The 22712-nt window shown below is 71.6% G+C and carries 21 protein-coding genes and 1 pseudogene; 6 read left to right on the top strand and 16 right to left on the bottom strand.

Going from position 1 to position 22712, the window contains the following annotated elements; genetic code table 11:
• Positions 1-106 precede the first annotated feature (106 nt).
• The 3 genes and pseudogenes from glgX (at position 107) to glgB (ending at position 6466) form a co-directional block, all read left to right on the top strand.
• Positions 107-2195, top strand: a pseudogene (glgX, locus tag QE381_RS04600) (glycogen debranching protein GlgX).
• Between the two features lie 132 nt (positions 2196-2327).
• Entirely contained in the window at positions 2328-4325 is a 1998-nt protein-coding gene (locus QE381_RS04605; protein WP_307220402.1) for an alpha-1,4-glucan--maltose-1-phosphate maltosyltransferase, read from the top strand.
• The gene (gene glgB / locus QE381_RS04610) at positions 4322-6466 is read left to right on the top strand and encodes a 1,4-alpha-glucan branching protein GlgB (RefSeq protein WP_307215893.1); all 2145 of its coding nucleotides are present in this window, start codon (positions 4322-4324) and stop codon (positions 6464-6466) included. The genes QE381_RS04605 and glgB overlap by 4 nt, the downstream gene beginning before the upstream one ends.
• Before the next feature lie 82 nt (positions 6467-6548).
• Here glgB and QE381_RS04615 read toward each other — a convergent pair whose 3' ends face one another.
• Positions 6549-7487 carry a tetratricopeptide repeat protein gene (locus tag QE381_RS04615; RefSeq protein WP_307215895.1) on the bottom strand — a complete coding sequence of 313 codons (939 nt, stop codon included), beginning with the start codon at positions 7485-7487 and terminating at the stop codon, positions 6549-6551.
• Positions 7484-8482 carry a hypothetical protein gene (locus tag QE381_RS04620; RefSeq protein WP_307215897.1) on the bottom strand — a complete coding sequence of 333 codons (999 nt, stop codon included), beginning with the start codon at positions 8480-8482 and terminating at the stop codon, positions 7484-7486. The genes QE381_RS04615 and QE381_RS04620 overlap by 4 nt, the downstream gene beginning before the upstream one ends.
• 203 nt (positions 8483-8685) lie before the next feature.
• On the opposite strand from QE381_RS04620, the gene QE381_RS04625 reads away from it, so the two are divergent.
• Positions 8686-9030, top strand: a complete 345-nt coding sequence (locus tag QE381_RS04625) for a hypothetical protein (protein ID WP_307215899.1) — start codon at positions 8686-8688, stop codon at positions 9028-9030.
• 424 nt (positions 9031-9454) lie between these two features.
• Positions 9455-10522, top strand: coding sequence for an AI-2E family transporter (locus QE381_RS04630; RefSeq protein WP_307215901.1), 1068 nt, complete (start codon positions 9455-9457; stop codon positions 10520-10522).
• Positions 10523-10528: 6 nt separating this feature from the next.
• Here QE381_RS04630 and QE381_RS04635 read toward each other — a convergent pair whose 3' ends face one another.
• From QE381_RS04635 to rpsB, 9 genes are all read right to left on the bottom strand, one after another.
• A complete protein-coding gene (locus QE381_RS04635) occupies positions 10529-11239 on the bottom strand; it encodes an alpha/beta hydrolase (protein ID WP_307215903.1) in 711 nt (236 codons plus the stop codon).
• Between the two features lies 1 nt (position 11240).
• Positions 11241-11528, bottom strand: a complete 288-nt coding sequence (locus tag QE381_RS04640) for a hypothetical protein (protein ID WP_307215905.1) — start codon at positions 11526-11528, stop codon at positions 11241-11243.
• 9 nt (positions 11529-11537) lie between these two features.
• A complete protein-coding gene (locus QE381_RS04645; protein WP_307215907.1) occupies positions 11538-12224 on the bottom strand; it encodes a transglycosylase SLT domain-containing protein in 687 nt (228 codons plus the stop codon).
• 57 nt (positions 12225-12281) lie between these two features.
• A complete protein-coding gene (locus tag QE381_RS04650; RefSeq protein WP_307215909.1) occupies positions 12282-12860 on the bottom strand; it encodes a DivIVA domain-containing protein in 579 nt (192 codons plus the stop codon).
• Positions 12861-12886: 26 nt separating this feature from the next.
• On the bottom strand, positions 12887-13909 hold the full coding sequence (locus tag QE381_RS04655) for a phosphatidate cytidylyltransferase (protein WP_307215911.1): 1023 nt from the start codon (positions 13907-13909) through the stop codon (positions 12887-12889).
• A 4-nt stretch (positions 13910-13913) separates the two neighbouring features.
• Entirely contained in the window at positions 13914-14468 is a 555-nt protein-coding gene (gene frr, locus QE381_RS04660; RefSeq protein WP_307215912.1) for a ribosome recycling factor, read from the bottom strand.
• 64 nt (positions 14469-14532) lie between these two features.
• Positions 14533-15249, bottom strand: coding sequence for a UMP kinase (gene pyrH / locus QE381_RS04665; protein ID WP_307215913.1), 717 nt, complete (start codon positions 15247-15249; stop codon positions 14533-14535).
• 84 nt (positions 15250-15333) lie between these two features.
• Positions 15334-16161, bottom strand: coding sequence for a translation elongation factor Ts (tsf, locus tag QE381_RS04670; RefSeq protein ID WP_307215914.1), 828 nt, complete (start codon positions 16159-16161; stop codon positions 15334-15336).
• Positions 16162-16185: 24 nt separating this feature from the next.
• Positions 16186-17097 carry a 30S ribosomal protein S2 gene (gene rpsB, locus QE381_RS04675; protein WP_307215916.1) on the bottom strand — a complete coding sequence of 304 codons (912 nt, stop codon included), beginning with the start codon at positions 17095-17097 and terminating at the stop codon, positions 16186-16188.
• Positions 17098-17391: 294 nt separating this feature from the next.
• Between rpsB and QE381_RS04680 the strand changes: the two genes are divergently transcribed.
• Positions 17392-17907, top strand: a complete 516-nt coding sequence (locus QE381_RS04680) for a murein hydrolase activator EnvC (RefSeq protein WP_307215918.1) — start codon at positions 17392-17394, stop codon at positions 17905-17907.
• Between the two features lie 5 nt (positions 17908-17912).
• Here the strand turns inward: QE381_RS04680 and QE381_RS04685 are convergent, their stop codons facing one another.
• The 5 genes from QE381_RS04685 to QE381_RS04705 form a co-directional block, all read right to left on the bottom strand.
• Positions 17913-18500, bottom strand: coding sequence for a DUF3060 domain-containing protein (locus QE381_RS04685; protein WP_307215920.1), 588 nt, complete (start codon positions 18498-18500; stop codon positions 17913-17915).
• A gap of 85 nt (positions 18501-18585) precedes the next feature.
• Positions 18586-19503, bottom strand: a complete 918-nt coding sequence (locus QE381_RS04690; RefSeq protein WP_307215922.1) for a tyrosine recombinase XerC — start codon at positions 19501-19503, stop codon at positions 18586-18588.
• Positions 19504-19548: 45 nt separating this feature from the next.
• Positions 19549-20742, bottom strand: a complete 1194-nt coding sequence (dprA, locus tag QE381_RS04695; protein WP_307215923.1) for a DNA-processing protein DprA — start codon at positions 20740-20742, stop codon at positions 19549-19551.
• Positions 20739-22265: a YifB family Mg chelatase-like AAA ATPase gene (locus tag QE381_RS04700; RefSeq protein ID WP_307215924.1), complete on the bottom strand. Its 1527-nt coding sequence runs from the start codon at positions 22263-22265 to the stop codon at positions 20739-20741. Before QE381_RS04700 ends, dprA begins: the two co-directional genes overlap by 4 nt.
• Complete coding sequence (locus QE381_RS04705; protein ID WP_307215926.1) at positions 22262-22618, bottom strand: YraN family protein; 357 nt, start codon at positions 22616-22618, stop codon at positions 22262-22264. The genes QE381_RS04700 and QE381_RS04705 overlap by 4 nt, the downstream gene beginning before the upstream one ends.
• Between the last annotated feature and the right edge of the window lie 94 nt (positions 22619-22712).

A 22712-nucleotide genomic window follows, 5' to 3' on the forward strand; every position in this document is an offset into this window, starting at 1 on the left:
GTCCGCCCGGGGACCCGACACATCCGCGGGCCGACGCCAGGTGTCGTCGATCCTGACACCCGGTGCCGTCACGAGGGGGTCACAAAGCGTGGCTAGGGTAGTCGGCATGGTCAGCCCGAACACGACCGCGCCGCCCGCATCCGTCTCCGGGGTCCTGGACCCCGCGCTCGACGACCTCGGCGTGCGCCTGCACGACGGCGCGGGCACGCTGCGCGTCTGGTCCCAGAACGCCGAGGCGATCGAGCTCGTCGTCTTCGACGAGAGCGACCTCGACTGGGTCACCGACACCGCGCCGCTCACACGCGGTCCGGGCGGGGTGTGGGAGGTCACCACGCCGCTGCTCACGGTCGGCACGCGGTACGCGCTCCGGGCATCGGGGCCCGCGGGGGGCGGCAACACGTTCAACCCGCAGAGCCTGCTGCTCGACCCCTACGCACGCGGGCTCGTCAGCGGCGGCTTCGGCGACTGGCGCTCGGCCGTCGTCGACGACGGCTTCGACTGGGGCGATGTGACCAAGCCCGGCATCCCCGCTGGACCGCACGGTCATCTACGAGGGCCACCTGAAGGGTCTCACCAAGCGCCACCCCGGGGTGCCGCCGGCGCTGCACGGGACGTACGCGGGGCTCGCGCATCCCGCCATGATCGAGCACCTGCTGAACCTCGGGGTCACGACCGTCGAGCTGCTGCCGATCCACGCCTTCGCGTCCGAGCCGCGGCTGCTCCAGCTCGGGCTCGACAACTACTGGGGCTACAACACCCTGGGCTTCTTCGCCCCGCACGCCGCGTACGCGAGCGAGGCGGCCCGCCGGGAGGGCCCCTCCGCCGTGCTCCGCGAGGTCAAGGGCATGGTCAAGCTCCTGCATCAGGCGGGGCTCGAGGTCGTGCTCGACGTCGTCTACAACCACACCGCGGAAGAAGGGCTCGGCGGCCCCCGCACGAGCCTGCGCGGGCTCGACAACCGCCACTACTACCGCCAGGACGAGAACGGCGCGTACATCGATGTGACCGGATGCGGCAACTCGGTCGACACCTCCGTCGACGCCGCGGCTCGGCTCGCGCTGGACTCGATGCGCTACTGGGCCACCGAGGTGCAGGTGGACGGCTTCCGGCTCGACCTCGCCGTGACCCTCGGGCGGGACGCCGACCACGTGTTCACCCCCGATCACCCCCTCCTCCGCGCCATCGCGACGGATCCCGCCCTCGCGGACGTCAAGAAGATCGCCGAGCCGTGGGACGTCGGGATGGGCGGCTGGCAGACCGGCAACTTCGGCGACGGCTGGCACGAGTGGAACGACCGCTATCGCGACCGGGTCCGCAACTTCTGGCTGAGCGATGTGGACTACGCCCGACGCGCCTCCACCGCCCCCGTCGGCGTCGGTGGTTTCGCGACCCGGCTCGCCGGCTCCTCGAACACGTTCAGCGCCGAGCGCGGGCCGCTCGCGAGCATCAACTTCGTCACGGCGCATGACGGCTTCACCCTCGCCGACCTCGTCTCGTACGACGTCAAGCACAACCTCGGCAACGGCGAGCAGAACCGCGACGGCGCCGACACCAACCGCTCCTTCAACCACGGCGCCGAAGGCCCGACGACCGACGCGCAGATCCTCGCGACGCGGCGCAAGGCCATCCGAAACCTGCTCGGCACCCTGCTGCTCTCCGCCGGCATCCCCATGCTCACCGCCGGCGACGAGATCGGGCGCACGCAGCGCGGGAACAACAACGCCTACTGCCACGACTCGGCTCTCACCTGGCTCGACTGGGATCTGGAGCCCTGGCAGGACGATCTGCTCGCTCACACGCGGCGACTGATCGCCCTCCGACACGACAACCCCGCCCTGCGCCCCATCCGCTTCGCACGGCTGGAGCAGGAGACGCCGTCCGCTTCCGTCATGCAGTGGTACGACCAGCACGGCGAGACCATGTCGGGCGAGCGCTGGACCGATCCCTCGCACCGGACCCTGCAGTACCTGGCCACCTCGACGCCCGAGACGGAGTCGCTCAACCGCATCCTGCTGATCGTCCACGGCAACGAGAGCCCGATCGAGGTGACGCTGCCCGAGGTGGACGGGGTGACCCGCTACGTGTCGCTGTGGAGCAGCGCGGAGGAGCGGCCCTCCCCCGAGGAGCCGGTCCTCGTCCCGGGTGAGATCGTTCCCACTCCCCCCACCTCGATGCACCTGTTCCGCGCCGAGTGAGCCTGCGCAACCCGGTGTTCCGCATCCGCGGCGGCGGGGTAGGTTCATTGCGTGGCAGCCGCTTCTGAGACCTCACCCCCCTGGCGCAGTGCGTCCGCGATCCCGCTCCGTCCCGCCGTGGACGCCGCCGCGATGCACGACACCGTCGCCGGACGCATCCCGCTGGGCGCGTCGCGTCCCCACGTCGAGGCGGGGCCGTACCGGCCCTCGGCGTTCTCGGGCGAGGTCGTGCCGTTCCGCGTGACCGCGTTCCGCGAGGGGCACGACCGCATCGGCGTGCACCTGCGGCTCACCGCCCCCGACGGCACGTCGTCGCTGCACCGCCTCACGCCCGACGAGGACGGCTTCGACCGGTGGCACACCGAGGTGGCGCTGCTCGCCGAGGGCGTCTGGACCTACCGGTTCGAGTCCTTCGCGGACGCCTACGCCACGTGGCGGCATGCCGCGACGGTGAAGATCGCGGCGGATGTCGACACGCCGCTCATGCGCGAGCTCGGCGCCCTGCTGTTCGCACGCGCGGCCGCCGAGAGCTCGAGGCCCGCGCCCGAACGCCGGCTGCTGCGTGAGCGCGCGCGGGAGCTGCGCGACCCCGAGGTGGGAGACGACCTCGCGCTCGCCATCGTCGAGGACGCCGTGATCGCAGCGGTGTTCGCCGCGCGACCGGTGCAGGAGCTGACCACGCTCGGGCCCGAACGGGAGCTGCTCGTCGAACGCGAACGCGCCGGCGTCGGCGCGTGGTACGAGTTCTTCCCCCGCTCCGAGGGCGCGCGGCGGCTGAAGGACGGCCGGATCAAGAGCGGCACCTTCCGAACCGCCGCCGAGCGGCTGCCGGGCGTCGCGGGGATGGGCTTCGACGTCCTCTACCTTCCGCCGATCCACCCGATCGGCGAACGCAACCGCAAGGGACCCAACAACACGCTGGAGGCCGGAAGCGGCGACCCCGGCTCGCCGTGGGCGATCGGCTCTTCCGCGGGCGGGCACGACGCGGTGCACCCCGATCTCGGGACGCTCGCCGACTTCCGCGCCTTCGTCCGCACGGCGAACGCCGCGGGACTCGAGGTCGCGCTCGACCTCGCGCTCCAGGCCTCGCCCGACCATCCCTGGGTCACGCAGCACCCGGAGTGGTTCACGACGCTCCCGGACGGCACGATCGCGTACGCCGAGAACCCGCCCAAGAAGTACCAGGACATCTACCCGATCAACTTCGACAACGACCCGGAGGGGCTCCGTGCCGAGGTGCTGCGCATCGTGCGGCACTGGATCGCTCAGGGCGTGCGGATCTTCCGCGTCGACAACCCCCACACCAAGCCCCTGCAGTTCTGGGAGTGGCTCATCCGGACGGTCAACGCCGAACGCCCGGACATCGTCTTCCTCGCGGAGGCCTTCACGCGCCCCGCGCCCATGCAGGCGCTGGCGGCCGCCGGATTCCAGCAGAGCTACACCTACTTCACCTGGCGCAACACCAAGGCGGAGCTGGAGGAGTTCCTGACCGCGGTGGCCACCGAGACGGCCGACTTCCTGCGCCCGAACCTGTTCGTCAACACGCCCGACATCCTCACCGAGTACCTGCAGTTCGGCGGACGCCCGGCGTACAAGATCCGGGCCGCGATCGCGGCGACGGCGGCGCCTCTGTACGGCGTGTACGCGGGCTACGAGCTGTACGAGAACGTGGCGCGCCCGGGCTCCGAGGAGAACATCGACAACGAGAAGTACGAGTACAAGCTGCGCGACTGGGATGCCGCGGAGGCGAGCGGCGACTCGCTGGCGCCGTATCTGCGCCGGCTCAACGACATCCGCCGCGCGCACCCCGCGCTCCGGCAGCTGCGCAACCTCGTGACGCACTGGAGCGACGACGACGCCATCCTCGTGTACTCCAAGCACCTGGATGCCGCGCTCTCGCCCACGGGCGAGGCGGACACCGTGATCGTGGTCGCCAACGTCGACCCGCACTCGGCGCGGGAGACGACGGTGCACCTGGACACGCGGGCGTTCGGCATCGAGCCGGGCACACCGTTCGAGGTGGAGGACCTCGTCACGGGCGCTCACTGGACCTGGAGCGACCACGACTACGTCCGCCTGGACGCGTTCGCCGAGCCGGTCCACATTCTGCATGTGAAGGAGGCACGATGACCACCGTCGACGATCACGTCCTGAACGCCGTCTCCTCGGGATCTTACTTCGCCCCGCACGACGTGCTGGGGCTGCACGAGAACACCGACGGGAGCTGGACCGTGCGGGCACGGCGCCCGTTGGCCGCATCCGTCGCCGCCGAGCTCGCCGACGGCACCGAGGTCCCGCTCGCCCACGTGCGCTACGGCGTGTGGGAGGGGGCCTACGAGGGCGAGCCGCAGGCCTATCGCCTCCACGCCCGCTACGAGGACGCGCCGGACTGGGTCGCCGACGATCCCTACCGGTACACGCCCGTGCTCGGCGATCTCGACCTGCACCTCATCCGCGAGGGACGGCACGAGGAGCTCTGGCGGGTGCTCGGCGCGCACGTGCGCGAGCACGACGGCGTGCGCGGCGTCGCGTTCGCCGTCTGGGCGCCGAACGCGCAGGCGGTGCGGGTCGTGGGCGACTTCAACGCGTGGGACGGCGCCGGCCATGCGCTGCGCTCCCTGGGCGCGAGCGGCGTGTGGGAGCTGTTCGTTCCGGCCATCGGCGCCGGGGCCTCCTACAAGTTCGAGCTGCTCACGCGCGGCGGCGAATGGATCATGAAGGCCGACCCGATGGCGCGGCAGGCGGAGGTGCCGCCGGCCACCGCATCCGTCGTGACCGAGTCGGAGCACGTGTGGTCCGACGGTGCGTGGATCGACGAGCGCAGCACGACGGCGCCGCTGGACCGCCCGATGTCGGTGTACGAGGTGCATCTGGGCTCGTGGCGTCCGGGACTGGGGTACCGCGAGGCCGCGGACGCGCTCATCGAGCACATCCTGTCGCAGGGCTTCACGCACATCGAGTTCCTGCCGCTGGCCGAGCATCCCTTCGGCGGCTCCTGGGGCTACCAGGTCACCGGGTACTACGCGCCCACGAGCCGCTTCGGCTCCCCCGACGACCTCCGTTACCTCATCGACCGGCTCCACCAGGCCGGCATCGGCGTCATCATGGACTGGGTCCCCGGACATTTCCCGAAGGATGCGTTCGCGTTGGCCCGATTCGACGGCGAGCCGCTGTACGAGCACCCGGATCCGCGGCGCGGCGAGCACCGCGACTGGGGCACGCTGATCTTCGACTACGGTCGCAGCGAGGTGCGCAACTTCCTCGTCGCCAACGCGCTGTACTGGTTCGAGGAGTTCCATGTGGACGGGCTCCGGGTCGACGCGGTCGCCTCCATGCTGTACCTGGACTACTCCCGCGAGCCGGGCGACTGGCTGCCGAACGAGCACGGCGGCCGCGAGAACCTCGACGCGATCCGCTTCCTCCAGGAGGTGAACGCCACGGCCTACAAGAGGTATCCCGGCATCGCGATGATCGCGGAGGAGTCGACGAGCTTCCCCGGCGTCACCGCTCCCACCAACGCGGGCGGGCTGGGCTTCGGCTTCAAGTGGAACATGGGGTGGATGAACGACTCGCTCGTCTACATCTCGCGCGATCCGATGTATCGCGCGCACCACGAGGGCGAGCTGTCGTTCTCGTTCGTCTACGCCTTCAGCGAGAACTACGTGCTCCCCATCAGCCACGACGAGGTCGTGCACGGGAAGGGCAGCCTGTTCGGGCGGATGCCGGGAGACCATTGGCAGAAGCTCGCGAACATGCGTCTGTTCCTCGCGTACATGTGGGGGCACCCGGGCAAGCAGCTCCTGTTCATGGGGCAGGAGTTCGGGCAGATGTCGGAGTGGTCCGAGGGGCGCGGGCTCGACTGGTGGCTGCTGGACCAGCCCACGCACGCCCAGCTGCTCGGGTTCGTCGCGACGCTGAACCACACCTACCGCGCGCAGTCCGCGCTGTGGTCGCGCGACAGCGACGGCGCGGCCTTCAGCCGGATCGGCGGGCCGAGCTGGAACCCCGATGTGTCGGCATTCGTGCGCCGCGACCATCACGGGAACACGGTCGCGGTCGTGTGCAACTTCAGCGGCAGCCCGGTCGGCGGCTACACGCTCGACCTGCCCGAGGCGGGCCGGTGGACGGAGATCCTCAACACGGATGCGCTCGAGTACGGCGGATCCGGTGTCGGAAACCTGGGCGCCGTCGAGACGGATGAGGCGGGACGCGCGGTGCTGACCCTGCCGCCGCTCGGCGCGCTGTGGCTCCACCACCGCCCCGCCGACTGACCCCCTCTTCCGCGAGACCAGTCCCGCGCGCCGAGACCGCCGGTTTAATCGCCGGTCTCGGCGCCGCGGACTGGTCTCGCGGTCAGAAGAGGAGGGACGTGAGACGGCGCCGCGCCGCGCCGACGCGCGGATCGGCGTCGCCCACGAGCGCGAACAGCTCGAGCAGACGCTCGCGCACCGGCCCGCGAGCGTCTCCCGGCAGCGCCTGGAACAGCTCGAGCAGACGCCCGAACGCGTCGTCGACATGGCCGCCGGCCAGGTCGAGGTCGGCGACGTCGAACTGCGCCGCCACATCGAGCGGGTCGGCCGCGGCGGCGGCACGCGCGGCCTGCGGGTCCAGACTCTGCACACGCGCGAGCAGCGTGACCTGTCCGAGGCCGGCACGGGCGTCGTCGTCGTGCGGGTTCTCCGCGAGCGCACGCTCGTACGCCGAGATCGCCCGGGCGTAGTCGCCCTCCTCGATCGCCGCGAAGGCCTCGGCGTGCAGCGGCGGGAGAGCGGGCTCCTCCCCCTCGTCGGATGTCGCGTCCTCACCCGAAGGGAGGGTTCCGGTGACGCCGTTCTGCGCCGCGAGCTGCAACAGCTGGGCGAACACCTCGCGCACCTGCTGCTCGGGCACGGCGCCCGTGAACAGCGGCACCGGCTGCCCGGCCACGAGCGCGACGACCATCGGGATCGACTGGGCCCGGAAGGCCTGCTGGAGCTGGGGGTTCGCATCGACGTCGACCTTCGCGAGCAGCACCCGGCCGGCCAGCTCGCGCACGACCTTCTCGAGCACGGGGCTCAGCTGCTTGCACGGTCCGCACCACTCGGCCCAGAGGTCGACGACGACCGGGACGGTGCGCGAGAGCTCCAGCACCTGCGGGAACGTCGCGTCCGTCACGTCGACCACGAGACCGCCGGAACCGGAGCCCGTGGGCGCCGGGGACGCGCCCTCGGCGGTCGGAGCGGGCCGATTGCGCAGCCCGGAGAGGTCGACGGCGCCGCGGAGCACCGAACGGGAGGTCAGAGGATCGGTCACGGGAGCACCTTCGCGTCGAGGATGTTCGAGGAGTACCCCAGCACACGGATCTGCTCGGAGGAGCCCTGCGCCGGGACGTAGAAGAACAGCTGATCCTGGAAGGTCGTGGTCACACCGGTCTGGGACTCGGACACGCCGGTGAGCGCCTTCACGGTCGGGTTGTTCTCGAGCTTGATCAGGACGTCGGCCTGGCTCGGCTTGACGGTGTCGGTCTCATCGATCGTCACCGCCACGATCGCACCGCTCTCGAGGGTCGCCAGCGCGAGCGGCGTCTGCGAGCCCGCGGCCGCGCCGAACTCGAGCGTCCCGGTCTTGGTCGCGGTCGAGTTGAACTCGTCGAGACGCTTCTGGCGGTCGGCCGCGACGTTCTTGCTGAACGCGTCGGCGCTCTCGTCGAAGAGCGTCGCGGAGGCGCTGTTCGCGCCGTTGGTCAGCACGTCCGCATACGCCGCCGCGAGCTTCTCCGGCGGGATCGTGAGGAAGGTCGAGTCCGGCGGGACCTGAGAGGCGCCGATGTACCAGGGGGCGAGATCGGGCAGCTGGGTCGATCCGCCGAGGTCTCCGGTGTAGACGAGCTTGTAGTTCGACCACGGGTCCTTCTGCGTGAGCATCATGATCGTGGACGTCGTGCTCTGATCGGCGACGACCATGACCGTCCGCGGCCACTCGTCGTAGGCCTGCGGCAGGATGATCTGCAGCGAGTCCGACGGGATGGCCGGCAGCGCCTTGTAGTCCGGGATCTGCTTGCGCAGCGTGTAGTCGGTCGTGCGGGCCGCGAGGGCCGCGCCGTCGAGACGCGTGGCGGCGAGGTTGGCGTCCGTGCTCGCGTCGGCCTGGGCCACCGTCTGCGCGATGCGCTGCACGATCTGCCCGGCCTGCGCGTCGGTCACGGCCGGACGCTGCTGGCCCTCGGCATCCACCACGGTCGGCGTCGGGGTGGCCGCGGGGGTGCCGACGAACTCGGGCCATGCCTCGGGCGAGCATCCCGCGAACACGAGCGGAGCGGCCAGGATCAGCGGGATCGCGGCGAACCCGCGACCGCCCCAGCGACCGGCGCGGAGGCGTGGAGCTGATCACGCCCTTGTCGGTGCCCTCCACGGCGATGTCGATCGGCTCCGTCACCGGCAGCGGCGGGGGTCCCTTGCGGCGCGGGCCGCGGGAACGACGGGCATGACGGATGCCGAGGACGTACAGCACGATGCCGGCGATCAGGAAGAGACCGCCCAGCACGATCAGCGGTCCCGCCCAGGGGGTCGTCGCGGCGACCGGCCAGGTGATCGAGACGGTCGCGGGCGCGGGAGCCGTGCCGTCCGAGGCGACGAGCACGCTCATCCCGGCCGGGATCTGCAGTCGTTGCGTCAGCGCGGTGTCGGCGGAGTACTCGCCGAGCCAGAGGTCGGAGCCTGCCGGCGTGTGCACCGCCGTCGCGTCCGCCGTCGCGGCGCCGGACTGCGTCGGATCGGTCGTGGCCGCCGCATCCTCCTCCGGCGCGACGGCCGTGACCGCGACGCCTCCGGAGCCGTCGGCCTTGGCCAGCGCGTAGGACTGATCGGACAGCCACGCCTCCACGTCGGGGGTGCGCCCGTAGGCGACGAACACCTTCCCCGAGCCGTCGACCGAGAGCGTCTGCGTCCCCGCCTCGAGGTTCAGCGCACTGCTGTCGACGACCAGGTACGGCGCGCTCGCGTCGACCGACGCGGCCGACATCTCCACGGAATGCGTGTTGGGGGCGGCGAAGACCGTACGCTGCGCGATCCCGGTGCCGATCAGCAGGGCCGCCAGGACGAAGGCGGCCACCGCCCAGACAAAACGCACGTGAGCTTCCTCCCCGTGGACTCCCGGGTGGAGCCCGTCCGACGTTCCAGACTAGCGAACGACGCCTGTACGTGCTCCGAGAAGCGTCGCAGCCGGGCAGCGGTTCGTCCCGCGCCTATGCTGGGCGGCGACGACACGCCCGAGGAGGACGCATGAAGCTGCACAACCCGTTCCGCGTGGCGTTCGTGGCGACGCTCGGCGTCGGGCTCGGACTCCTGGTGATCGGCAGCGTCCAGACGCTGTCGACGATCCTGCTCTACATCGGGACGGCGCTGTTCCTCTCGCTGGGGCTCGAGCCGCTCGTGGCGTGGCTCGAACGGCGGCGCCTTCCCCGCTGGGCGGCCGTGCTGATCACGATCCTCGGCGTCCTGGCCGTGTTCGCCGGCATCGTGCTCACCGTCGTGCCGATCATCGCGGCGCAGATCAGCCAGCTCGTCGGCCAGATCAGCGCGTTCTTCCAGAGCTACTCGTTCTCCTCGTTCTTCGAGCAGCTGCCGACGCTCGTGCACAACGCCCTTCCGGGGCTCTCGCTCGATACGATCCAGAACGCGATCCAGGGCGTCCAGGACTGGCTGCTGCAGAACTGGGGCACGATCACGGGCGGAGTCATCAACGTCGGGATCGGGCTGTTCGGCGCGTTCGGGGGCGCGTTCATCGTGCTCATCCTCACGATCTACTTCACCGCTTCCACGCCGTCGCTGAAGTCCGCCGTCTACAGCCTCGTCCCCGCCTCCCGCCGGGCCCGCTTCATCGATCTGTCGGAGCAGATCACCGACTCGGTCGGGTACTACGTCATGGGGCAGGCGGCGCTGGGCGTCATCAACGGCATCCTGAGCGCGATCTTCCTGACGATCATCGATGCCCCCTTCCCGGCGGTGCTCGCGGTCGTGGCGTTCTTCTTCTCCCTCATCCCCCTCGTCGGGACCTTGACCGGCTCGACGATCATCGTGCTGACGTGCCTCATCCCCGGCCTGGGCTCCCCGACCATGGCGCTCATCGCGGCGATCTACTACCTGGTGTACATGCAGATCGAGGCGTACGTGGTCTCACCGCGGATCATGAACCGCGCGGTCTCGGTGCCGGGAGCGGTCGTCGTCATCGCCGCGCTCGCGGGCGGCTCGCTGCTCGGCCTGCTCGGGGCGCTCGTCGCGATCCCGGTGGCCGCGAGCATCCTGATCCTCTACCGCCAGGTCGTCATCCCGCGTCAGAACGAGCGCTGAGCCGGCTCAGCCGTCCCACTCGGTCGGCAACGGGAACGCCGCCGGGTTGACGACGCGGACGATCTCGTCGAGCACCCGGCGGGTCTGGGACTCCCCCACCCACAGGTGTCTGCCGCCCTCGACCGGGATGAGTGAGGCCTCCGGCACCGAGGCGAAGCGTTCCGCGGCCTCCGCGGGGCGCAGGTAGTCGTCGAACTCGGGGACGAGGACGACCAGCCGACGCGGATCCCCCGCCCACGCGGCGACATCCGTCTCCGACGCGCGGTGGAGGGGCGGCGAGAGCAGGATCGCCCCCTCGACGGCATGCTCACGCCCGTAGCGCAGCGCGAGCTCGGTGCCGAAGGACCAGCCCAGCAGCCACGGATGCGGCAGCCCGCGCTCGCGCACGAGCTCCATCGCCGCCGCGACATCCGCGCGCTCGTCGACCCCGTCGCCGAACGCGCCCTGGCTCGTGCCGCGGGGGCTGGTGGTGCCGCGCGTGTTGAAGCGCAGCACGGCGAGGTCGGCGAGAGCCGGCAGCCGGGCGGCCGCCTTGCGAAGGATGTGCGAGTCCATGAAGCCGCCGTGCGTCGGCAGCGGGTGCAGCGTCACCAGCGTGGCGACGGGCGGCCTCTCGAGCGGCAGCGCGAGCTCGCCGACCAGGGTCAGGCCATCGCTCGTGTGGAGTTCGATCTCCTCCCGGCGCCCGGGAAGGACGGTGGCTCCGCGGATCTCCATGTCAGTACATCCTCCAGCAGTGTGTATGCCAATGCCGCCGCGCGGCGAGGTCGGCGGCGTCACCGAGAACGCCGTCGGCCCGCCAGATCACCAGGTGCGCCTCCCCCGGAGGGATGCCGCGCCCGCAGCCGGGACAGACGTAGGTCTTCTCCGAGCGGTCCGCCGGGACGGGCTGCACGATCCACTCGACGCCGCGACGGCTCTCGGTGCGCCGCCAGCCCGCCACCAGCCGCCGGAACGAGTCGTCCGAGGCCGACCGCTCAGGACGCCGTCGACGCGAACGAGGCATGCTGCGCGCTTACCACCAGTTGTTGCTGACCCAGAAGGCGTAGGCGCCTTCCCAGCTGCCGTAACGCCCGACGGCGTAGCCCGTTCCCCACCGCAGGTTGTCGACCGGGTCGTAGCCGTTGCCGGGCACCTTGCTGCAGGGCAGCGCCTGCACGAGCCCGCAGGCACCCGAGGACCGGTTGGTCGCGTTCGGGTTCCAGCCGCTCTCGTGGCTGACGATGTAGTCGACGTAGCCCCAGTCGCTCTGCGCGATCCCGGCGGCCGACATCCACTCGGCGGAGCTGCCGCCGCCGGTGTAGAGCAGGGGCCCGGACGAGCCGCCCGAGCTGCTGCTCGACGCCGTGCTCGCGGCGATGACCGGCGGGGGCTTGGGCTTCTCGTACGTCTCGTAGTTGCCGCGGCCGAGATCGACGACCGCGGATGCGTCACCCGCCACCGAGAGCGACTGCGCGTTGGCGACCATGCCGGTGTACACCGTGGTCTCGTCGGCCGGCGGCGTGTAGGCCATCGCGAGTCCCGCCGGTCCGATGTAGGCGGCCGCGAGACCGACGGCGGCGACACCCGCGAAGATGCCCGCCACACTGCGACGACGCGACCATCGCACGTGTCGCGTGCGATGCGGCTGACGCTGCTGCGCCAGGCGGGCGGCACGTCGGGTCAGCGGGACGTCGGGAGTCGGGTCGTCGGCGGAAGTCACGGTGTCCCCGATGATACCCGTCCGCACCCGACGCTGTCACCCACGGCTCGCCGGCTCTCAGCCGACCGCGAGCATGATCTCCAGGACCGCGTCGAGGACGGCGTCGACCTGGTTCTCGCGATACCCGCCGCGCTGCATCCGGAACGCGACCGAGCGCACCTGCTCCGGCGTCACCTTCTCGCCCTCGGCGAGATACGCCGTGAGCTTGTCCGCGACCAGGTCGACCTCGTCGATCCGGTACCCGTGACGGAGCACGCCCACCCGATCGAAGCGCCGCCGGCGCGGACGCGTGAGCCGGTTGAGCACCTCCTGCGCGAGCGCGCGCTGCTGGGCGACCCACGCGCGCGCTCCCACGGTGGCCACCGCATCGGCCCGCTCACGGGCCGCGAACGCGTCCTCGATGCGGCCGAGAGCGGCATCCACCGCCGCGATCACATAACCGTGGCGGGTCAGCGGGAAGGACGCGTCGCGGACCGACTGGGCGGTCATCGGCTCGGCATCGGGGTCCTCCTCGAACGCCGCGCGGGCGCGAAGCAGGAAGGCATCCACCGCGGCGCGCTCGTAGCCGCGGCCGCGCGTCTCGAGGGGGAAGGCCGCCGCCCTCGCCGCCGCGCCCGGCCGCTCGCGTGTCGCCATGGCCGCTGAATCGTGATCCACCGTCGTCATGATGCCACCACCAGAGGGGTCAGGAGGTAGTAGAGCGCGAGCGCGGCGACCGCCGAGGGCAGGATCGAGTCGAGTCGATCGAGCACGCCGCCGTGGCCGGGCAGCCAGGAGCTCATGTCCTTGATGCCGAGATCGCGTTTGACCATCGACTCGCCGAGATCGCCCGCCGTCGCCGTGCCGAGGATCACCACGCCGAGCACGATGCCCGCCCACCAGGGCAGCTCGAGCATGAGCCACGCCAGCAGGATGCCGGCGATCACGGCGGCGACCGCGGCGCCCGCGAAGCCTTCCCAGGTCTTCTTCGGGCTGATCCGCGGCGCCATGGGGTGCCGGCCGAACATGAGCCCGGTGGCGTAGGCACCGGTGTCCGAGGCGATCGCGATGATGAGGAACGCCATGACCCACCAGGCGCCGTGATCCTGCCGCAAGAGCACGAGTGCGAGGGAGGCGAGGAAGGGGACGTAGACGACGACGAAGCCCCCCGCGAGCACGTCGTCGATCACGTCGTCGTACCGTCGCCCGTCCCTGGCGACCATCTGGGAGATCAGACGCCAGACCACGACGAACGCGATCGCGACGAACAGCGCGACCCAGTGCAGCCACAGGTCGAGGAAGAAGGCGGGCAGCAGGACCGCGAGGGCGGCGATCAACTGCGGCACGACGTCCACACGGCGCCCGGCGCCCTGCAGCGCGCGCGTGAACTCGAACACGCCGAGCAGGGCCGCGGCGGAGCCGAAGATCACGAAGGGCCAGGTGAAGAACACGAGCGAGACGAAGACCACCGCGCCGATCGCGAGGCCGATGAGGACAGCGAGGATCAGATCGCGTCCCGTTCGCTGCTTGATGCGCTCGTTCGCCTCTTCGAACTCCGCCCGCGCGTGCGCGACCTGCGACTCGAACTCGGTCCTCGCCGCGCGCATCTGCGACTGGATCGACGATTGCGCCGCGTCCGTGCCCGAACCGCGCCCCTCGCCCTCAGCGGGCTCGTCGGGCGCGGACCCCGGGGAGGCGTCGCTCATCGGATCAGACCTCGAGGAGTTCTGCCTCTTTGCGCTTGAGTGCCTCGTCGATGGCGTCGACGTGCGCGCGCGTGAGGGCGTCGAGCTCCTTCTCGGCGCGGACGAGCTCGTCCTCGCCGATCTCGGACTTCAAGGCGTCCAGGTCGTCCTTCGCCTTGCGGCGGATGCCGCGGACGTGGACCTTCGCGTCCTCTCCCTTGCTGCGCGCGAGCTTGACGTACTCCTTGCGGCGCTCTTCCGTGAGCTCGGGCATCGTGACGCGGACGATGTTGCCGTCATTGGTCGGGTTGGCGCCGAGGTTCGGGGTGTTGCGGATCGCATCCTCGATCGCCTTCAGCGCCGACTTGTCGTAGGGCGAGATGACGATCGTGCGGGCCTCGACGTTCGTGAGCGAGGCGAGCTGGGCGAGGGGCGTGGGCGTGCCGTAGTACTCGACCAGGATCTTCTGGAACATCTGCGGGTTCGCACGCCCCGTGCGCACCGTGGAGAAGTCCTCCTTGGCGGCCTCGACGGCCCGATCCATACGGGCCTCGGTCTCGCTCAGAACGTCGGCGATCACAGTCAGTCTCCTTGCTTGCGGCAGAATTCCAGTCTAGTCGGCGGTGTCCGCCGGATGAAACGGCTCAGGCCGTGACGAGCGTCCCGATGAGCTCGCCGCGCAACGCCCGGGTCACATTGCCTGCCGGCTCCATGCCGAACACGCGCATGTCGATCCGGTTGTCCATGCAGAGGCTGAACGCGGTCGAGTCGACGACCTTGAGGCCGCGCACGAGGGCGTCGTTGTAGGTGATGCGGTCGATCTTCGTCGCCGTCGGGTCCTTCTTCGGGTCGGCCGTGTAGACGCCGTCGACTCCGTTCTTGGCGACCAGGACCTCGTCCGCGCCGATCTCGAGCGCACGCTGGGCTGCGACCGTGTCGGTCGAGAAGTAGGGCAGGCCCGCACCCGCGCCGAAGATCACGACACGCCCCTTGGCCATGTGGCGCTGCGCGCGACGCGGGATGTACGGCTCGGCGACCTGGGTCATCGCGATCGCCGACTGCACCCGGGTCGCGGCGCCCGCCTGCTCCAGGAAGTCCTGCAGCGCGAGAGCGTTCATGACGGTGCCCAGCATCCCCATGTAGTCGGCGCGCCCGCGATCCATGCCGCGCTGGCTGAGCTCCGCGCCGCGGAAGAAGTTGCCGCCGCCGACGACGACGGAGATCTCGACGTCGTCGGCTGCTTCCGCGATCTCGCGCGCGATCTGACTCACGACATCGGGGTTGACCCCGAGCGAGCCACCTCCGAACGCCTCTCCCGACAGCTTCAACAGCACCCGGCGTCGCCCGGTGGACTCGTCCATCACGTGGTTTCCTCTCGCGTTCGAACTCAACCTACGGCATGAGAAAGGCCCGCACCGAAACTCGATGCGGGCCTTTCGAATCGACTACGCGCCGACCTTGAACCGAGCGAAGTCGGTGATCGTGATGCCGGCGTCCTGCGCGACCTTCGCGACGGACAGCTTGTTGTCCTTCGCGTAGTCCTGGTCGAGGAGGGCGACCTGCTTGAAGTACGCGTTGACGCGCCCTTCGACGATCTTCGGCAGAGCGGCCTCGGGCTTGCCCTCGTTGCGGGAGATCTCGGTGACGATCTCGCGCTCCTTCTCGACATCCTCCTCCGGCACGTCGGCACGGGAGAGGTAGGACGGGTTGGCGAACGAGATGTGCTGAGCGATCGAGCGCGCCGTCTCGGCGTCCGAGCCGGAGTACGCGACCACGACGCCGATCTGCGGGGGCAGGTCCTTGCTGGTCTTGTGCAGGTAGACCTCGAAGGCGTCGCCCGTGAGGGTGCGCACGCGCCGCAGCTCGACCTTCTCGCCGATGATGGCCGCCTCGTCGGAGATCAGCTGCTCGACGGTCTGGTCGCCGGCGGGAGCGGCCAGCGCGGCCTCCACCGAGTCGGCGCCCGCGGCCGCGGCCGCGTCGGCGACCTTGTCGGCCAGGGCGATGAAGCGGTCGTTCTTCGCGACGAAGTCGGTCTCGCAGGCGAGCTCGACGAGTGTCACGGCGCCATCCTTCTCACGCGCGACGACCAGGCCCTCGCTCGTGGAACGGTCCGCGCGCTTGGCGTTGCCCTTCGCACCCTTCAGGCGCAGGATCTCGACGGCCTTCTCGACGTCGCCGTCGGCCTCCTCGAGTGCCTTCTTGGTGTCGACCATGCCGGTGCCCAGCTGCTCGCGCAGGGCCTTGATGTCAGCGATCGTGAAGTTTGCCATGTGTGGCGGCTCCTTGTGTGGGGATTACTTGTCGGCGGCCTCGGCCTCGGCGACCTCGTCGGTCGTCGTGCCGGCGGCATCCGCGATGGCCTCGTCGTGGGCAGCGGCGCCTGCCTCGTCCGCGGCCGACTCGGTCGCCTCGACGGCGACCTCTGCCGGCTCGGTGACGACCGGCGTGCCCTGCTCGAGCAGCTCGCGCTCCCACTCGGCCAGGGGCTCGGCGGGCTCGGCGTCGTCAGCCGGCTGGTGGCGCTGGATGAGGCCCTCGGCGGCGGCGTCCGCGATGATGCGGGTCAGCAGGCCGACCGAGCGGATCGCGTCGTCGTTGCCGGGGATCGGGTACTGGAACTCGTCCGGGTCGGCGTTCGTGTCGAGGATGCCGATGACGGGGATGCCGAGCTTGGCGGCCTCGTTGACGGCGAGGTGCTCGCGCTTCGCGTCGACGACCCAGATCGCCGACGGCGTCTTGGTGAGGTTGCGGATGCCGCCCAGCGACTTGTGCAGCTTGTCGAGCTCGCGCTTCTTGAGCAGGAGCTCCTTCTTGGTGAAGCCGCTCTCAGCCGGGTTCTCGTAGTCGAGCTCCTCGAGCTCCTTCATCCGCGCGAGGCGCTTGGAGACGGTCTGGAAGTTGGTGAGGAGGCCACCGAGCCAGCGCTGGTTCACGTAGGGCTGGCCGACGCGGGTGGCCTGCTCGGCGAGCACCTCCTGCGCCTGCTTCTTGGTGCCCACGAAGAGGATGGTGCCGCCGTGCGCGACGGTCTCCTTGACGAACTCGTAGGCCTTGTCGATGTACGACAGCGACTGCTGGAGGTCGATGATGTGGATGCCGCTGCGCTCCGTGAGGATGAAGCGCTTGACCTTCGGGTTCCACCGGCGGGTCTGGTGTCCGAAGTGCACGCCGCTGTCGAGCAGCTGGCGAATGGTGACGACGGCCATGGCCGTTCTCCTGTTCTCTGGGTTTTCTCCGCGCGGCAGGACGCCGGCGAGCCTGGTGCCCGGCACACACCCGCTCCCTGTGAGAGGAGACCGGTGGGTGGGATGCCGCACGAGAGCCACGAACGAGGTCGGGGATCGTGCTGTGGGCACGCGTAGTCATCCCGACATGCGGGATGCGGCTCTCAGTCTAGCAGCAGCGCAGGCGCTCCTCCCCACCCGGGCGGGCGGAGCGGCCTCTCCACAGAACGAGCGGCGGCGTCCCCTCGGGGGCGGTCGGCGGCGGAGGATCGGCGCATGTCGCGTGCCGCCGTCCTCGCCCTGCTGGGGGTGCTCGCGCTGCTCGCTCCGCTCGCCGTCGCGCCGGGCGCGGGGGCGGCGGATGCGTCGGCCGCGGCCGACGGCGCCTCCCCCGCCTGGGACTGGCCGCTCCGGGCACCACGGATCGTCCGCGGCTACGTGCGACCGCCGCATCCCTACGGCGCGGGCCACCGCGGCATCGACCTGACCGGTACGGATGATGTCGTGCGGGCGCCGGCCGACGGGGTGGTGGCCTTCGCGGGCGATGTCGCCGGGCGCCCGGTGCTGACCATCGACCACGGGGACGGGTGGGTGAGCTCGTTCGAGCCCGTGGCGACCGCGATGCGGCCGGGGACGGCCGTGCTTCGCGGCCAGCAGGTGGGGGAGATCACGGCGAGCGGGCACGGAGCACCGGGCGTCCTGCACCTGGGCGCGCGCCGGGACGGCGAGTACGTGAATCCGCTGCTGCTGCTGGGCGGTGTTCCGCGCGCCGTGCTCCTGCCCTGCTGCTGAGGCGGTCAGCGGGTCGCGACGGTGTTGCGCGAACCGGCGTCCGACACGGCGCCGAGCGAGGCGGCCGTGACGCGGTTGTCGTTGCCCGAGACCGTGACCGCACCTGCCGCGCCCGATGCGTCGACCTGGTTGCGGTCGCCGTTGATCGTGATCGCGCCGAGGGTCGCGACATCCGCCTCGTTGCTCTGTCCGCCGATCGTGAGCGCCGCCACGCTCGCGGCCTCGACGCGGTTTCTGTCGCCGTTGATCGCGACGGTTCCGGCACGCGCCGCGGTGAGGTCGACCTCGATCCCGGCTCCGGCGATCGTGACCGTGGGGCAGTCGCCGGTGAGCACGGTTGCCCCGGCGGTGTCGGAGACGGTCACGGGCGCTCCCCCGCAGTCGCGGGAGTCCGTCGCACTCGGCGACGGGGTGGGGAGCACCTGGCCGCTCGCGGTGGGCGTCGGCGTGGGCGAGGGAACGCTGGTGGCCCCGCGGGTGGGGAGCACGGTCGGACGCGGGCTCACCAGCGGCGTGCACGCGGCGAGCGCCGCGGCGGCGAGCGCGGCGACGGCGACCAGCCCTGCACGTCGGACGAGGGAGCGAGGTTCCACGTCCCCACGGTACGTCCCTCGTCTCCCCGGCGCATCCCCGTGCGTCGCCACCCCCACCGCGCGCTCTGCCCCGCAGCACGCGCGGTCAGGCGCGCGGGTGGGCCTGGCGGTACACGGCGGCGAGCCGCTCGCTGGAGACGTGCGTGTAGATCTGGGTCGTGCCGAGGCTCGCATGGCCCAGGATCTCCTGCACCGCTCGCAGGTCCGCGCCGCCGTCGAGCAGGTGGGTCGCGGCGGAGTGGCGCAGGACGTGCGGCCCCACGGCGGGGGCGCCGAGCGCCGGCCCGAGCGCGCGGTTGACCACGTCGTAGACCGCGCGCGGTCCGAGCGCGCCGCCCCGCGCGCCCAGGAAGACGCGGTCCGCGGGCGGACGGCCATGCTGCGAAGCGCGGCTCGCCAGCGCCGGCCGGCCGCGCGCGAGGTACTCGGCGAGCGCCCGCGCGGCGGACCCGCCGAAGGGCACGACGCGTTCCTTGTCGCCCTTTCCGACGACCCGGACCGTACGGCGTTCCTCGTCGAGATCATCCCCACGGATGCCGCAGAGCTCGGAGACGCGGAGGGCGGACCCGTAGAGCAGCTCCAGCAGCGCTCCGTCCCGCAGCGCGACGGGGTCGCCCCCCTCCCCGCGCTCGGCGGCCTTCTCGAGCACTCCTGCGACGGCGTCGACGGTTCCGACGACGGGGAGGCTCCGCCCTCGCTTGGCGCTCACGAGTCGCAGGGACGGATCGACGTCCACGAGTCCGGACTCGGTCGCCCAGGCGAAGAAGCCGCGCACGGCGGCCGTGCGCCGGGCGAGCGTCGCGCGGCTGTCGCCGCGCCCGGTGGCCTGCCACAGCCATTGCCGGAGCTCCTCGAGATCCACCCGCACGAGGTCGGCGTCCTCACCGATCGTCGCGGCGAGGTCGCGCAGATCACCGCGATAGGCGCGAACCGTGGCGGGCGAGAGACGCCGTACCCGGGCGAGGTGCTCGCACCAGGGTTCGATCGCCTCGGACAGTCGCATGCACCCAGGATGCCCCCATCCCGGCACGCTGCGCTCAGGGCGCGCTCACCCGCTTCGGAGTCGCCACCCCGCGGCGCCGTGCTCGACGGCGCCCTCGAGGAGCAATGCCCCCAGCAGCGCCTCGACCTCCGAGATCGCCATGCCGCTGCGTGCGGCCACCTGACCCGGCTCACGGAACGTCGTGCGGCTCAGGGCGTCACGCAGCCGCGTGCGGTCGCCGGTCCACTCGCCCAGGTCGAGCGGTTCCGGCTCGCCGCGGCCGATCAGCTCCAACGCCTCGGCGGCCGAGGTGACGCAGCGCGCGTCGTAGTCCCGCAGCAGCCGATGACAGCCGATGGACGCCGCACTCGTCACCGGACCTGGCACGGCGCCCAGTGGGCGACCGATCGACGCCGCATGCCCCGCGGTGTTCAGCGAGCCGCTGCGCGCCCCCGCCTCCACGACGACGGTGGCAGCGGAGAACGCGGCGATCAGCCGGTTGCGCGCGAGAAAACGCCAGCGCGTGGGAGCCGTGCCGCACGGGACCTCGGAGACGAGGGCGCCGCCGTCGCGGAGGATGCGCTCGAGCAGGTCGGTGTGACCGCGTGGGTAGAGCGTGTCGGCGCCGCCGGCGAGCACCGCCACGGTGCTCCCGCGCACCGCGAGCGCGCCCCGGTGCGCCGCACCGTCGATGCCGTACGCACCGCCGGAGACGACGAGCGCTCCGCTTTCGGCGATGCCCGCGGCGAGCTCGCCCGCCACGTGCTCGCCGTAGGCGGTGGCCGCGCGCGCCCCGACGACCGCGACGGCTCCCTGCGCGGCGTCGAACCGCGGCACACGGCCGCGTACCCACACGCACAGGGGCGCATGGGCGCCCAGGTCGTCGGCGCCCGCCGGCCAGTGCTCGGAGTCGGGCGTCAGCAGTCGCGCGTGGCAGCGGGATGCGCCCACGAGCGTCCGCGCGAGGGCGTGCTCCCCCAGCCTCGGGATCCATCGCGCCGTGCCCGCGCGCAGCTCGGCCGGCGCGATCCCGGCATCCGAGGCCGCGCGGCCGTCCTGGGCCACGAAGACCCGACGGTAGGACTCGGCGGCGCCCAACGCGGCGACGAGCGCACCCGCCACGCCGTCGCCCGGCTCGGCGAGGGTCGCCCACAGCGCCCGGGCCGCCCGCTCGGGCGTCGCGGGGTCGTCCGGCGCCCCCGCGACCGCGGAGGCCTCCCCCGCCGCGGTGAGCAGCGCGTCGAGCGGCGGGGCCGTCACGGGGCGATCCCCTTCTTCAGGAACAGTGCCCGCCCGATGTCCGATGCCTCGAGCCGATCATGCCGAGCCAGATCGGCGAGCGTCCACGCCAGCCGCAGGACCCGGTCGTAGCCCCGCAGCGTCAGCGCTCCGCGCTCCAGCGCCGCGTCCAACGGCCGTCGCACCGGCAGCGGCGGCGCATGCGGCCCGTCTCGGAGCCACGAGCCGGGGACCTCGGCGTTGCGCTGCCACGGCGTCCCCCGCAGGCGCTCCGCCGCTCGATCGCGTGCGGCACCGACCTGCGCACGGGCGGCGGCCGACGACATCCGCTCGGCGGGGTCGTGTCCTCCCGCACGCGAGACCGGACGCACCTGCAGCTCGATGTCGATGCGGTCGCGCAGGGGACCCGAGAGCCGCCCCAGGTAACGGCGGATCGCCATGGGCGGGCATTCGCACGAGGCGCCTCTCACGCCGTAGTTGCCACACGGACACGGGTTCGTCGCGAGCACCAGCTGGAAGCGCGCGGGATAGCGTGCGGAGACGCCGGAACGATGGATGTCGATCCATCCGCGCTCCAGCGGCTGCCGCAGCGCGTCGAGCACGCTCGCGGCGAACTCGCCGGCCTCGTCGAGGAAGAGGACGCCCTCGCTGGCGCGCGCGATGGCGCCCGGCCGGATCACGCGCGAGCCGCCCCCGACGAGCGCGGCCATCGTCGCACTGTGGTGCGGAGCCTCGAGCGGAGGCACCCGGGAGAGCGTCGTCACCGGGGTCCCGGACAACGACCGTACGCACGCCGCGACGAGCGCCGCCTGCTCGTCCAGCGGCGGCAGGATTCCGGGCAGTCGCTGCGCCAGCATGGTCTTGCCCGCCCCGGGCGGTCCGCTGAGGAGCAGATGATGCCCGCCCGCCGCGGCCGTCACGAGGGCGGCGACGGCGTCGGGTTGCCCCACCACATCGGCCAGGTCGGGGACCTCCGGCTCGGACACGTCGGGCACGGGCACCGCGACCGGCGCGCAGTCCGGCACCGCGACCTCGGCGCCGTGGAGCCGCGCCACCTCGGCGAGCGACACGGCTCCGACGACCTCGATGCCGGGAACGAGCCCGGCCTCGGCGGCAGCGGCGTGCGGCACGACGATGCGCGAGAAGCCCGCGCGCGCCGCCGCGGCGACCGCCGGCAGGACACCGGACACCGGCCGCAGGCGCCCGTCCAGACCCAGCTCCGCCAGATGGACCGTGCGTGCCAGAGAGCGCTCCTCGAGGCGGAACTCCTCCGCGATGGCCGCGACCGCGATCGCGAGGTCGAAGCCGGAGCCGTGCTTGGGCAGGCTCGCCGGCGACAGGTTGACCGTGAGACGCCGCCGGGAGAGCTCCAGCCCCGAGTTGGCGCAGGCGTTGGTGACCCGCTGGACCGCCTCGCCGAGCGCCCTGTCGCCCAACCCGATGATGCGGAACTCCGGCGTCTGCTTGCTGAGGTCGGCCTCGACCTCGACGGGTGTGCCCTCCAGACCGACGAGAGCGACCGCCCACGTGCGCACGACGCTCACCGGAGGTCTCGCAGGTGCTCGATGCGGAACGGGCCCGTGCCGAGCAGGGCGATCGCGTCGACCCGGATCCGGGTGCCGCGCGCCAGGACGGGATGTGCCGTGCACCAGGCGAGCGCGAGTCGCCACAGACGCGCACGCTTGCGCGCGTCCACCGCCTCGAAGGGATGGCCGAACAGGTCGCTGCGACGCGTCTTCACCTCGACGACGACGATCTCCGTGCCGTCATGCGCCACGATGTCGAGCTCGCCCGCGGGACACCGCCAGTTCCGCTGCAGGATGCGCCACCCGCATCCGATCAGGTAGTCGGCTGCCGCCTGTTCGCCGCGGCGTCCCAGTTCGTCTTTCTCCGCCATGCGGACCAGGCTGGCCGCCGGCAGCGCCCCGCGGAGGTCCTCCCGCAGGATCCGTGGAGGAGCGGCATCGCCGCGCCGCCTGGGGAGGAGAGGA

Origin of the sequence: Microbacterium sp. SORGH_AS_0888 (genome assembly GCF_030818905.1) — a bacterium.
Classification (GTDB): Bacteria; Actinomycetota; Actinomycetes; order Actinomycetales; family Microbacteriaceae; genus Microbacterium.